Here is a 13,721-nt window from a genome sequence, read left to right as displayed (position 1 = left end):
CCTGCGGACACAGTTGACGAAACACTATGGCATTGACCGGGAGGGGCTTTTATAAGGACGATTAATAATATCATCGCGAGACTATCCCTTATTTTGTCAGAAGCAGGCAAAAAGTCAGGGAGGATATTAAAGTCAACCAGGTTTTATAAGGGTTTCTAGAAGGAAGGGCAGGTAAGGCTTAAAACCTTGCCTGCCCTTTTTTTACTTGGATTCGGCAGGTTTTTGGGGAACTGGTATAGCGTTAGGTGTTTTTGGTGTTTCAGGAGTAGTAATTGGAGCTTTTTCTGGAGCTGGTATTTCTATTTTTGGTACTTCTTTCATAATAGTGTTAGAGCGCTTGGTAGAAAGATAGGTTAAGGCCAGAGAAGTACAAAAGAATAACACTGCCAGCGCCGTGGTTACTTTATTTAAGAAGGTTCCCGGGCCGGCTCCACCAAAAATGGCCTGGCTACCAGAAAAAACAGCCCCTACTTCTGAACCCTTGCTGACGTTTATTAAAACTACGCCTACCAGAAAAATACAGACTATTACGTGAAGTACAACCAAAACTGTGAACATTTATTCCATCCTCCCAAAACAGACTATCTTGGCAAAAGTGTCCGGCTTAAGAGAAGCTCCCCCAACCAGAGCCCCGTCTATATTCGGACGTGCCATAAGTCCTACAACATTTTCTGGTTTTACGCTACCCCCATAAAGAATTCTTACACCATCGGCAAACTCTTGATTAAACATTTCAGCAAGTATTTTTCGCACAAAGGCGTGAGCCTCTTCGGCTTGTTCCGGAGTAGCAGTTTTGCCTGTGCCTATAGCCCAGACAGGCTCATAGGCTACTACCAGGTCTTTTAAGTCCGAGGAAGAAAAGCCTTGGAGACCTTCCTTAAGCTGAGTTTCAAGGACTTTTAGTGTTTTTCCTTCTTCTCTTTCTTCTAAAGTTTCTCCAATACATATAATCGGAACGAGTTCATATTTTAAGACAGCTTCGATCTTTTTCCGAATCATTTCGTCTGTTTCTCCGAAAATATGCCGTCTTTCAGAGTGGCCGATTATTACATAAGTTACCCCGATGTCTGCCAGCATCTTGGGAGAAATCTCACCGGTAAAAGCTCCTTCATCAGCCCAATGGCAATTTTGGGCTCCGAGTTTGATGTTGGTGCCTTCAAGGGCTCGTTCAGCGGCATCAAGAGAAGTAAAAGGTGGGGCAAGCATTATGTCCCTATCTTCCACCCCAGCTACCAATGGTTTAAAGGCCTCAATATAGGCCAGAGTTTCTGGCACGGTTTTATGCATCTTCCAGTTTCCAGCAATGAGTGGTCTGCGCTTCATGGTCTCCCCTCCTACGATTTTTTCTCCAGTGCTTCAATACCCGGAAGCTTCTTTCCTTCAAGAAACTCAAGGAAGGCACCGCCTCCAGTAGAAAGATAAGAAAAAGCTCGAGATATGCCAGCCTGTTTAAGGGCCCTTAAAGTATCGCCTCCACCAGCCATAGTAATAGCGTTTTGAGCCGCGGCTTTACGGGCTACTTTTATCGTACCCTTGGCAAAGGCAGGGTTTTCAAAAAGACCCAGGGGGCCATTCCATACAATGGTGCCTACTCCGTTTAGGGCTTCAGCAAAAAGTTTCCGCGTTTCTTTTCCTATATCAAAAGCAGCTTTATCTTCTGGTATTTCAAATAAGTTAACATTTTTCCCTTCTTTGGCGTCTTTATCGGTAGCTACTATCAAATCAACCGGTAAATATACTTTAACTCCTTGCTCCTGAGCGGCGGTAAGTATCTTTTTGGCTTCTTCTACGTATTCGTTTTCATAAAACGAAGCCCCGACTTTTTGACCATCAGCTACCAGAAAAGTATTAGCCATGGCTCCACCTATCAGCAACTTATCAAGGCGCGGCAAAAGATTCATTAAAACACCAACTTTAGTGGAAACTTTGGCTCCGCCAATCACCAGGGCAAAGGGCCGTTGGGGGTTTTCAAGAAGAGAAGAAAGATACTCAATCTCTCTCGCTAACAAAAACCCTGCTCCGCATTCGTTTACATAAGAGGGAACTCCTACCACCGAGGCGTGGGCCCGGTGACAAACGGCAAAGGCATCGTTCACATAAACTTCTGCAAGCTTTGCCAGGGCTTTGGCAAACTCAGGGTCATTTTGGGTTTCTCCCGGGTGAAAACGCAGGTTTTCAAGTAACAAAACCTCACCTGGGGCCAGAGCAAAAGCCATTTTTTCAACTTCTTCACCAATACAGTCCGGGGCAAATTTTACTTCTTGCCCTAACAATTCACTGAGTTTTTCAGCCACAGGGGCAAGGGAGAGTTCAGGTACTTTTTTCCCTTTAGGACGCCCCAGATGGGAGGCCAAAATTATTTTGGCCTTTTGAGAAAGGGCATATTTCAAAGTAGATAAGGTTGCTCGTAAGCGGGTATCATCGGCTATCTGGCCGTTTTCCAGCGGAACATTGTAATCAACCCTTATAAAGACCCGCTTTTCAGAAATGGGTAATTGTTCAATAGTTTTCATGAAAGGCCTCCTAAAGCATTTGTTGGGCTATATGAAGGGTTAATTCTCCGAGCATGGTAGTATAAGAGCCAAATTCATTGTCATACCAGCCGTAAATAACCGCCTGGGTTACAGGGATTTCTATTTGGGTACAGGTAAGGCCTTCAATTTTTTGACCTTCGGGCCCACAGGCTTTGGTTATATCAACTTTTACCAGGCCAGTTCTGGTATGTGTCTCTGAGCCTTCAATAATGGCTGCTGCTTGAGGGTACCCTATAATATCAGCCGAGACATTTTGCTCCATAGTAAACATCAGATAAGGGTGATATGGCCCTTTGGCTGCTTCTTCGTAAATGCTATTAATCACCTGGCGGGTTACTCTGTTTTCAATGCTTTCATCCTGAATGTTTATAACCAGGACGATTAAACTGCCAGTGCTGGTGGGGATTCTTACGCTCTCGGCAATAAAGCCAATTTGTTTCATTTCGGGAATGACCAGCGAAAGGGCCTTTGCGGCACCAGTGGTAGTGAGAATAATATTGTTAAAAATGCTTCTTATTTTGCGAAGATCTGTAGCTCCAGCCTTGGGTACCCGGTCAAGGACCGCTTGAGAAGCCGTAGCCGCATGAACTGTTACCATAGAAGCTGAAAGAATTCTATCGGCTCCGAAATAATCTAATAGGGGTTTCATCATGTAAGCCAGACAGGTGGTGGTGCAGGAGGCCGCACTTATGACCTGGTGCTTTTCAGGAGAAAAGTCCCCTTCGTTTATGCCATATACCACGGTAACAGCGTCTTCTGGCATACCTAATTCTTTGTTTTTAATTTTAAAAGGCGCAGAAAGGATGACTTTTTCAGCTCCAGCTGCAAGATGCCCTCTTAAAGCGCCGCCAGAGGCTTCTGGGGCAGTGGTTGGGTCACGAAAACGGCCGGTAGAATCTACCACTAAGCGTACGTCATATTTTCTCCAGCCGATATCAGCTGGATTTCTATTCTCTCGTAAAATCCTTACCGGTACACCGTCAATAGTCATGGTGCCTTCAGCTTCGTTAAGGTTTTCAATCACCCGACTGGAACGATGGCCGTAGAGATAAACCGGAAGCCATCCGTAGGTGGAGTCTTTTTCAATATAATTGGCTATGTCTTGTAAAGAGGTGCCAGCCTGCCTTCCCAGGTTTACAACTATTTCTTGAAAAGATTTTCTGGCTACATGGTGCCACAAAGTGAGTTTTCCGATACGCCCTAAACCATTTATCCCTAACTTCATTGGTAAAGGTTCAGTTATTTCTATTCGCATTATCCCCTCCTTATCATAGCTACTTACTCTAGTTTTAGCCCAAAAATAACTATCTTGGCAATAAAAATCCCCGATTAAAATACAGCACTAACTTCGGGGAATCCGGTGGCCTCGCGTACCAGGTGTTTACCGAGGTAAATGCGCCCGGTTACCCCGTCTATGCTTATCCAGTCTCCTTTATGCACGATATGGCCGTCAAGACGGGCGTAGCCTTTGTCTTCATATATAACCATATTTTCATAGCCCACTACGCAGGTCTTTCCTAAGCGGGAAGCCACGATAGCGGCGTGTGAAGTTTGCCCTCCGCGGGCAGTAAGGAGCCCGTCAGCGGCACTTATTTCTTTTATGTCATCTGGTACCGTGTCAAAGCGCAATAAAATTAAAGGAGTTTTTGGGTCTTCTTTTCTAAATTTTTCTATGTCATCAAGGGTAAAAACTACCCGTCCAGAAAGGGCCCCGCCAGATACTCCGATCCCTCTTCCTATAAAAGAATTTTCAAGGGCCTCTGTAACCACAAAGACATTTATACGGGGCCTTTCTTCTTTGGTGACCATATCCCTACTTTGCAGGATAAAAAGCTTATCGGCTTCAGGGCTTTCAAAGGTGAATTCTATCTCCTGGTGAGACCACTTCTTGTTGTAAATAAGGTCCTGAGCTATATCAAAGAGGCGATGATAAATTTCGGGAAATTCTTCTTCAAGGGAAGGCTCGTCCATGCGGCCTTCACGCTTTTTTTGCTCAATGGATATGGGATAAGTGGTAACCAGCCCGGAGACTATATCTTCTCCCTGGTTGCCCGGAGTATAATCTCCCCACAGGGCCACGCGAGAGAGCTTACCAAAAGGCGGGGCTGTAAAGACAACCCCTGTTCCGGCTTTCAAGGAAATGTTGCCAAAGGTCATGGCCTGTACACAAACGGCTGTGCCCCAGTAATCGGAAATGCCCATAATTTGGCGGTAGGCTCTGGCCTTTTCAGCGTTCCAGGAGGAAAAAACTAAGTCTATAGAAATAAGCAGCTGCTCCCAAGGGTCATCTACAATGGGAATGCCTTTTTCTTTTATTACTTCCCTGTATTTGAAGGCCAGCTCCCGCATTTGTTCACCGGTAAACTCCCGCTTTTTCTTGACACCGTAAATAGATTTATGTTCCCGCATAAGGCGATTGAATATTTCTCGTTCAAGGCCGTGGGCCATGGCCCAGCTCTGAAGAAACCGACGATAGGTATCCCAGGCGAACCAGAGATTGCCGGTCTCTTTGGCTAGACCTTCTATAATGGCAATGTTACTACCCACGTTTAAGACTGTGGCCATCATGCCTGGCATGGAAATAGCAGCCCCACTTCTTACAGAAACAAGCAAGGGGTTTTGGGCATCTCCGAACTTACGGCCTACCCGGTGTTCTACCAACGAAAGGGCACGGCAGACCTGGGCCAAAAAGTCATCATAAGTGGCCTGGTAACGCTTAATAACCCGGTAGCAGCGGAACACTTCGGTAGTAATAATAAAGCCAGGGGGAATAGGTAGCCCTAGAGTAGAAAGAAGGAAAAGATTATAGCCCTTATTCCCGAGATGAATGAGGTCCTGTGTTAACTTGTTCGGTTTATAAAGAGGGCAGATGGTCCGTCCGGGGTCGTAAGTCATAAGAAGGTCTAAGTCTTCCTGGGAGAGTTTTTCACGTTGTTCAAGGAGTGTGCGGTAAAGACGGGAGACAAAGTTATCAAGGGCCTGCAAGGCAAAGGATTGGGCTATTAAGTCCCGCAAAAATCTTTCTGAAACCCGGTGGAAAAGTTCTTCGTCAGAAAGGTCTTCATGGCCGGTAAGATATTTAGGTAAGAGATTTTTTCGGCCAAGCTGGCGCAAGATAATGGCTAAATTTTCACGATGAGGGCTTATGTAATAAACTTTGGTGATGTCCCGAACCCCTTCAAGGAGACCTCTAAAAATGTCCAGATATTGGGTGTAGGTGAAGCGCCTGACCTCAAGAGAGGCCTCAAGTAGCCCCAGATAAGTGTTGAACTTCTTAGAGCTTATGCCTTCTATTTGGAGCGCCCTACGAAAATATCTGAGTATTCTTAATATTTTGAAAAAAGTAGATCTAGTAATAAAAGGAATTTCTAGCTCTGCTACCAGGTCATCAAAAAGGGAGTTAGCCAGAGCTTCAAGCCTGAAGGTAAGTCCCAGGGCATCAAACTTCTTTTCGTGATATCTCCCGTACATGGAAGGAATATTAGCGGCGATATGGCGTTTAAAGTAGATATCCTCACGGGGTTTGAACTTTTCCGGGCTAAGAATAATTCCCTGTAAATATTCTAGATAATCTAAAATGGCCTCAAGTTTTTCTTCACGGTTGGCCTTTTCAAGGGTTTGAAGTAGTTTGTCTATGTCCTCAAAGCCCCAATTTTTAAGGTGTTCAAGATAAGACTTTAGTTCATAAAGGTCAAAGCCGTATTTCTGTACTTCCAGACGGTACATCTTAAAGAGCAAGAAAACACGACGCTTTTCTGAAGGGGGGCCATCTATTTCATCAAGTATCTTTTGAATTTTTTCGTCATTTAACGCTAGCAGGTCTTTTACTTTTTTGAGATTAGCCTTTTCCCAAAAGGCCTTAACTATTTTATGAACCGGGTCTATATAGGGCCCTTCTAAAGGAATGCGTTCATAAAGCTCAGGAGGAACAAAAGGTTTTACTGGAGTTTTATCCTTGGTTAGCCAGAAAGAAATAATAGCTTCAATAAAGTCAATAATCAGGTTTGAGCTTTCCACGTGGCTTTGCTTGCGCAAGAAGTGTATCAATTCATCTTTGCGCCGGTGAATTTCGTCAAGCTCGGTGGAAACATCTCGCAGAAGGCCTTCTGCTCCGATCTCGTTGTAATAAACAGGTAAGATGCGACAGAATTGTTTAACCAGGTTATAAACCGGTTCAATGTCGCTGTTTAGCAGTTTAGAGATGTCTTTTTGAAATAAGTCTGTATCGCGGATACAGGTACCGGCTAATTGGAGATTTATAATCAGGGCAGAAAGAAGGGTGGTGCACCACTTGGGATGATGGACAATAATGTCAAGCCAGGTCCGTATGTTTAGAAGATGAGCTGGGTTACAAATAAGATGCCATTCAATATCCACTCCTTTTATTTCTGGCGGCTGAAAACCAAATTTAACCACTTCTTCCAGAAATAGTTCTGCCAGCCTAGGGTCTCCGCGGTCAAGGATTTCAAAGCCCATGTTGCGGATACACTGAAGAGCCGTCCACGGATATTGCCTGACGTTCTTTTTTAGCAGACAAAAAGTGCGAATAATAAAGTCATCAAGGCTTTCAGATGGTTCTTTGCGAATCATTTGAACCAGCTCTTGATTTATCAACCGCAGGGCTTCTTCATGAATGGGGGAGGTCCCTGCTGTTTCAACAATTCTGAAAAGGACGATAATTTTTATATTGTGGAAAGGGTCATCTGGGTCCGCTTCTCGGGAAAGGGCTTCCACTTTGTACGGTAGTTCTTTATAAAAACGAATTATGTCAAGATAATCCGGCAAATCTAACAGGCCTTTAAGGCGTTGCGTAATATCTTCCTTTTCAAGTTTTTCAAGACTAGCCAGGTATTCTTTCAAGGCCTCGTGAGAAATGGGCTTTACCAGTGAAAGATATTCTCTGGCCAGTTCTCCCAGGGTTTCCAGGGCTTCTTCAGCCAGCCAGGTAGCCGGGTCTGGTTCTTTTAACCAGTACTCATAAGTGAAGCGCAAAGAGTGGCTAAGTATTTTTGCAAGAGTTTCTAGTTCTTTTTGAGATAGGCCTTTTTGCAGGATTTTTTGGGAAAGCTTTTTAAAAGAGAAATAACTTCTTACGAGAAAAATGAATTTTTCGGGGGAAAGAGTTTTGAAGTGTTCAAAACAAAAGGATAGAACCGGCCAGAATCTGGCAAAATCTTTAGAAGGGATACTGGCTACTTTATCAAGAATAGCTAAAAGGGCTTCAGCCGCCTGTCTCAAAATTTCGTCAGAGCTTTCTTTTTCAAGAATTTCAAGTAATATCTCTGCGGCTACTTTTAAGACCTGAGGGGCCTTTTCTTTTGAAATCAGAACTCGAAAGTTTTTTAAAACAAAGGCCCTGAGATCTGCTATAACCAGACGGGTGTTTCTAAAAGGATGGTTTATTTCCCTGATAAGTTCAAAAGCGTGTTTTTCAAGCCCCTGATATCCTGAAACAGCTTCAAGTAGCACCCAGTGTTCTTCTGGAATAGGAAATTCTTTGACAGCTGTTTCTTTGAGATTGGCAATAAGGGCTTGAGAAGTAAACTTTTGTTTCATTTGCCCTCCGGGCCCGGGATTCCGGGCCCCCCTTATTTTTAGACTTTTTTAGATTCCATATAAAGAATCAAGTCAAGAAGCCTGTTAGCGTATCCCCATTCATTATCATACCAGGCCATAATTTTTACCATACGCCCTTCAATAACTCTGGTGCAAAGGCCATCTACAATAGCAGAGTGAGGATTACCAAGAAAATCTGTTGAAACCAGGGGCTCTTCGGTATAGGCCAGATAACGATTCTGCGAGGCCTTAAAGACTTCATTTACTTCGCTGATAGTGGTTTCGGTTTCAAGTTCGGCTACAAGATCAACCAAGGATACGTCAGGAGTGGGCACCCTTACGGCCAAGCCATCAAATTTGCCCACCAGGGCAGGGATGACTTTGCCTACTGCTGCCGCTGCTCCAGTTTTAGTTGGGATCATATTGACAGCCGCGGCGCGAGCTCGACGCAAATCCTTGTGAGGGAAATCAAGAATACGCTGGTCATTGGTGTAAGCGTGAACAGTGGTTACCAGACCGCGCTTGATACCAAATTTGTCAAGTAGCACTTTGGCTACTGGAGCCAAACAATTAGTGGTGCAGGAAGCATTGGAAATCACGTGGTGTTTTAAAGGATCATAGTCTTCCTCGTTTACCCCTAAAACTACGGTAAAATCTTCATTTTTGGCCGGAGCAGAAATAATAACCTTTTTGGCCCCTGCCTCTATGTGGGCGCGAGCTAAATTGGCATCTGTAAAACGGCCGGTGGACTCTATTACATATTCAGCTCCCACCTCTGCCCACGGGATCTTCCCAGGCTCAGGTTCAGAAAAGACCCTGATTTCTTTTCCATCTACAATGATAGACTCATCGGTGGCCTTAATCTCATTAGGTAAAGTGCCGAAAAGGGAGTCATACTTTAAAAGATGGGCTAAAGTTTTATTGTCGGTCAAGTCATTGATGCCCACGATTTCAATGTCTTTAAACTCAGGGTACTTTAAGAAAGCCCTGAAAACACAACGTCCAATACGCCCAAAACCGTTAATTCCAATTTTTATCCCCATAAACGACCTCCTTTAAAGATTAGTTTCGCTTAGAGCACTACTAAGATACTCTTATTATAACCTCTTACTCATCAAAATAGCATCATCTTTAGTGTCTTGATAATAAGCTTTTCTGATGCCATCCTTCAAAAAACCAAATTTTTGGTAGAATTTTTGGGCTAATTTATTGCGGGCCCTGACTTCCAGATAAACTCTTTTGGCTCCCTTACGTTTAGCGAAAGATAAAAATGTTTTCAGAAGTTTACTTCCTATTCCCTTTTGACGATATCTTGGGTGGACAGCAATGTTGGCTAGATGGACTTCGTCCCTAATAATCCAGAAACAGATATAACCGACTAATTTTTCATCAAGTAAAGCCACCCAGAAGTAAGAATAGTCTTTATGTAATTCCGCCAACAAAAGAGAAGGTGGCCACGGAGTAGGAAATGAAAGATTTTCTATTTTGCTTATAGCTTTTAAGTCTTTTCGGCGTGCTGGCCTGATTTTAATTTTTCCTGAGATTTTAGACATAACAATTCTAATATATGAGACCTTTTCAAAACTATGAAACACTAGTTTTAGATCGCCACGGCGACTGTGTCGCCTCGCGACAAGGATTGCTTCGCCACTTCGCGGCTCGCAATGACATCTTTCCCTGTCACTGCGAGGAGACCGGGACAGGCGAAGCAGTCTCTGGAAATATTTTGCAAAGGTCTAATATAATAAAAACACTATAGGGCGTAGCTACGGCCGCCCACGAGGCCTTGCAATGTTTGCCTACATTCTCTCTGCGAGCTCTATGGGGCAGTCTCAGGAATACCTTGCTCTGCTCGGGTAAATTAGCAGTTAATGAATCAGGATAAAATCTCAGAGGCCTGGTTAATGGATTTGCGTCCGGCTTCAACCAGGATATTGGCTAATTCTGAGGGAGGCTTATCCTGGTTTTGTACAGCTTTAATGAGCATAGGGAGATTTACTCCTGAGACTACCTCTATATAACCTGGCTTCAAAAACGAAAGGGCTATATTTGAAGGAGTTCCTCCGAAGAGGTCTGTAAGGATTACGATCCCCTGCCCCTGGTCAGTCTTTTTAATAACTTCAGCCAATTTGTTATGAATTTCGCTAGCCGGAAGAGAAGGGTCAATGGGCATGGGCTCTATATTTTCAACTTTTCCCAAAATAAAAGCACATATTGTCACTAATTCTTCAGGTAACCTGCCATGGCCGGTGATAATAATTCCTGTCATCTTTAGGCCTCCTTTTCCAAATCGCGATGGGAGACTATGGTTTCCCATCCCCATTCCTTTACCATGAGGCCTATCTCCTGGGCAATGGCTACTGAGCGATGTCTTCCTCCGGTACAGCCAATGGCTACCACCAGGTAAGTTTTTCCTTCTCGTTCATACTGTGGGATTAAAAACCTGAGATACTGTTCAGAGAGAGCCAGAAATTGTTTTGTTTCGTCCTGGTTGATTACATAGTCTCTAACCATGGGTTCTAAGCCTGAATGTGGTCTTAAAGAAGGTTCAAAATAGGGATTGGGTAAAAAACGCACGTCAAAAAGCAAGTGAGCTTCTGGGGGGACTCCATACTTAAAACCAAAAGAAATTATATGAACTAAAAGAGAAGAAAGGTCATGACGTGGTCCAAAACGTTCTTTTATTTCCCTCCTTAGTTGATGTACGTTTAAATTTGAAGTGTCAATAACCACATCGGCAACCTCTTTAACTTCTGCGAGGAGTTGCCTTTCAAGCTTTAAGGCATCAAGCAAAGGCATTTTAGGAGCCAGAGGGTGAGGCCTTCTTGTTTGAGAAAAGCGAGAGACGAGTATTTCGTCAGTAGCTTCCAGGAATAAAATCTCCAGGTGGTATCCTTCTTTTTTTACCTGCTGGAATACCTCACGGTGACTTTTTATAAAGCCTTCTTCCCTTACATCCATAACCAGGGCCAAACGCAAGGGCATATTATTTTGGATATGTTTGCTTTTTATCTCCAAAAACGCAGGCAAAAGTTCTACCGGAAGATTATCAACGCCAAAAAAACCCAGGTCTTCAAAGGCGCGCAAGGCGGTACTTTTCCCTGACCCGGAAAGGCCGGTTATGATAACGGTTTGGATTTTTTCTTTAGTATTCGCGGTCAACTTCAGCTAGGACCTCTTTAAATTCCTGGATGTTTTGAGCGTTGATAAGCCTTTTTTTGATGTCTTCTTGTTTGAGAATCCGGGCCAGCTGGGCCAGAGTTTTTAAATAAAGAGATGATTCGTTTTCAGGGGCAAGTACCACAAAAACCAGATGAACTGGCTTTTTGTCAAGAGATTCAAAATAAAAACCCTGGCGGGAAAGGGCTACGGCAATAACTATTTTTTCAAGGCCTTCCAGGCGGCTATGAGGAATAGCTATTCCTCCTCCCACCGCAGTGGTGCCAAGTCTTTCTCTTTCCACCAGAGCCTTTTCTATTTTTTCAGCTGGCAGGTTTATCTCTTTGGCTATGCATTCGGCTATTTCTTTGAAAAAATGCCACTTATCTTTAACGTTGATGTCCACAAAGAAACAATTCTCTAGTAACAGGTCTCTAATTTTCATGGCTCAACTTTTACCAGGAAAGGGCCTAAAGGCCCTTTCTTATTCTACGAAAGTTCAGGTATAACTAAAACGTAGCGCTCTTCACCTTTTTTATAGAGCACGTTTACCGAATCTGTTTCAGAATTATTAAAAATCAGGAAATTTTGACCGGTAGTTTTGATTTGTTCAACGGCCTCTTCAACGGACATAGGTTTTACAAAGACCCTTTCTACTTCTATTTCTGGGCCTTCTTCAGAAATTTCTTCAATGGTTAAAGGGGCTGGCTCAAATTCTTTGCCCGCACTCTTTTTGCGGCTTTTTCTCTTTTCACGAAATTTTTTTATCTGGGTTTCAAGTTTGGCTACTACCAGGTCAATGGCTTCATACATATCGCCCGTTTCTTCTTTACCGTTGATATTGAATCCGTCACCTACAATACTAACTTCCGCTTGCTGTCTAAATTTTTCTGCTTTGAGAATAACATTAGCTTCAACTGGACCGTTAAAATATTTAGCTAATTTGGAAATTCTTTTGTTAACGTATTCTTTTAAACCTGGAGAAGAATCAAGGTGCCTGAAGGTTACATTGATTTGCATAAAGCCTCCTTACTTGGTTTTGTTTTTGCGCCGGCTGGCCGGCAAAATGCCCATTTGGTCACGATATTTAGCCACCGTGCGCCGAGCAATCTTTATGTTGTATTGCTGGCGTAAAATATCTGAGATTTTCTGGTCACTATACGGTTTGCTGGGATCTTCTTTAGCAATTATTTCGCGGATATATTGCTTTACCGTTTCTGAGGCCACTTCTTCTCCTGAAGAGCTTCGGTAGCCCGAGGAAAAGAAGTATTTGAGCTCAAAAAGGCCATGAGGAGTATCAATATATTTCCCGGTGGTGACCCGGCTCACCGTAGATTCATGGAGCTCTACGTCATTGGCTACTTCCTTCAAAGTCAGGGGTTTTAAACCCATTATCCCTCTTTCCAGAAAATCTCGCTGAAAGCGCATAATACTTTCCGAAACCTTAAGCAATGTCCTGTTTCTTTGTTCAATGCTTTTTATAAACCAGGTGGCTGCTTTTAATTTTTTCTGAATGTATTGTTTGACTTCAAGAGGAGTGGCTGGGTCTTGCAAAAGCTTGCGGTAATAAGGGCTTATTTTCAGGCGTCCATAACCTTCGTCAACCAATCGCACCACCCATTCATCGCCTTCTTTAAAAACTTCCACGTCTGGTTCAATATATTGTGGTTCAGTGTCAGCAAAATTTCGGGCCGGCCGTGGTTCAAGGTGGCGAATAACTTCTATTGCTGCTTCTATTTCCGCTTCCGTTACCCCTAAAATTTTGGCTAATTGCGGTATTTTTTGATGCTCAAGTAGTTTGAGGTGGTCTTTTACTATTTTTTCCGCAAGGGTGCCTTTAAGACCCAGATGTTCTAGCTGAATCAAAAGACATTCCCTCAAATCCCTGGCAGCAACCCCTACCGGGTCAAAAAACTGAATTTTTTTAAGGACCTTTAAAACTGTTTCTTCAGAGACCCCTAGGTCTTTAGCAATTTCAGCAACATCTAGGGTTAAATAGCCTCTTTCATCAAGATTTCCGATAATGTATTCGCCTATTTCTCTTTCTTTCTCGTCCAAGTCTGAAAGATATAGTTGCCAGAGGAGATGAGAAACTAAATCTTCAGGCCTGGATAGCCGTCTTTCATAATCCAGAGCTTCTTTTTCTTCAAAGGCAAAGCTTGGGTAAGAGCTCCCTGTATCCTGAAAATAGGCCTCCCAATCAAACTCTTTTACCGCTTCAGCTCCAAGAGGGCTCTCAACAGCCAGTGTTCCTTCACCGTTGACTTTTGTTTCTGGGGTAAGGTCTTCTAAAGAAACGGTTTTAGGCTCGGTTTCTACCTGCTCTAAAACGGGATTTTGTTCTATTTCCTGGCGGATAACCTGCTCTAGTTCCAGCCGATTCAGTTGCAGCAGTTTAATGGCCTGCTGCAACTGAGGGGTTAATATTAATTGTTGGGTAAGTTTAACCTGTTGTCTTAGTTCTAGTGCCAT

Annotated in this window: 12 protein-coding genes; all 12 read right to left on the bottom strand. The window is 43.5% G+C overall.

What is annotated here, in order from left to right; genetic code table 11:
* Positions 1-201 precede the first annotated feature (201 nt).
* A complete protein-coding gene (secG, locus tag TH606_RS08715; RefSeq protein ID WP_068542990.1) occupies positions 202-558 on the bottom strand; it encodes a preprotein translocase subunit SecG in 357 nt (118 codons plus the stop codon).
* Positions 559-1,323, bottom strand: coding sequence for a triose-phosphate isomerase (tpiA, locus tag TH606_RS08710; RefSeq protein ID WP_068542988.1), 765 nt, complete (start codon positions 1,321-1,323; stop codon positions 559-561).
* Between the two features lie 11 nt (positions 1,324-1,334).
* Positions 1,335-2,513, bottom strand: a complete 1,179-nt coding sequence (locus tag TH606_RS08705; protein ID WP_068542986.1) for a phosphoglycerate kinase — start codon at positions 2,511-2,513, stop codon at positions 1,335-1,337.
* 10 nt (positions 2,514-2,523) lie between these two features.
* The gene (locus TH606_RS08700) at positions 2,524-3,759 is read right to left on the bottom strand and encodes a type I glyceraldehyde-3-phosphate dehydrogenase (protein ID WP_068542997.1); all 1,236 of its coding nucleotides are present in this window, start codon (positions 3,757-3,759) and stop codon (positions 2,524-2,526) included.
* Between the two features lie 104 nt (positions 3,760-3,863).
* A complete protein-coding gene (locus TH606_RS08695) occupies positions 3,864-8,090 on the bottom strand; it encodes a PEP/pyruvate-binding domain-containing protein (protein ID WP_068542983.1) in 4,227 nt (1,408 codons plus the stop codon).
* A 38-nt stretch (positions 8,091-8,128) separates the two neighbouring features.
* On the bottom strand, positions 8,129-9,133 hold the full coding sequence (gene gap, locus TH606_RS08690) for a type I glyceraldehyde-3-phosphate dehydrogenase (RefSeq protein WP_068542981.1): 1,005 nt from the start codon (positions 9,131-9,133) through the stop codon (positions 8,129-8,131).
* Positions 9,134-9,187: 54 nt separating this feature from the next.
* Entirely contained in the window at positions 9,188-9,643 is a 456-nt protein-coding gene (rimI, locus tag TH606_RS08685; protein ID WP_068542979.1) for a ribosomal protein S18-alanine N-acetyltransferase, read from the bottom strand.
* Positions 9,644-9,966: 323 nt separating this feature from the next.
* Complete coding sequence (locus tag TH606_RS08680; protein WP_068542977.1) at positions 9,967-10,359, bottom strand: PTS sugar transporter subunit IIA; 393 nt, start codon at positions 10,357-10,359, stop codon at positions 9,967-9,969.
* A gap of 2 nt (positions 10,360-10,361) precedes the next feature.
* Complete coding sequence (gene rapZ, locus TH606_RS08675) at positions 10,362-11,252, bottom strand: RNase adapter RapZ (RefSeq protein WP_082863590.1); 891 nt, start codon at positions 11,250-11,252, stop codon at positions 10,362-10,364.
* Complete coding sequence (locus TH606_RS08670) at positions 11,236-11,694, bottom strand: PTS sugar transporter subunit IIA (protein WP_068542975.1); 459 nt, start codon at positions 11,692-11,694, stop codon at positions 11,236-11,238. Before TH606_RS08670 ends, rapZ begins: the two co-directional genes overlap by 17 nt.
* A gap of 44 nt (positions 11,695-11,738) precedes the next feature.
* The gene (gene hpf, locus TH606_RS08665; RefSeq protein ID WP_068542973.1) at positions 11,739-12,269 is read right to left on the bottom strand and encodes a ribosome hibernation-promoting factor, HPF/YfiA family; all 531 of its coding nucleotides are present in this window, start codon (positions 12,267-12,269) and stop codon (positions 11,739-11,741) included.
* A gap of 9 nt (positions 12,270-12,278) precedes the next feature.
* Complete coding sequence (rpoN, locus tag TH606_RS08660; RefSeq protein ID WP_068542971.1) at positions 12,279-13,721, bottom strand: RNA polymerase factor sigma-54; 1,443 nt, start codon at positions 13,719-13,721, stop codon at positions 12,279-12,281.

The organism is Thermodesulfatator autotrophicus (assembly GCF_001642325.1).
Taxonomy (GTDB): domain Bacteria; phylum Desulfobacterota; class Thermodesulfobacteria; order Thermodesulfobacteriales; family Thermodesulfatatoraceae; genus Thermodesulfatator; species Thermodesulfatator autotrophicus.
This window is presented reverse-complemented; position numbering and strand designations above follow the sequence as displayed.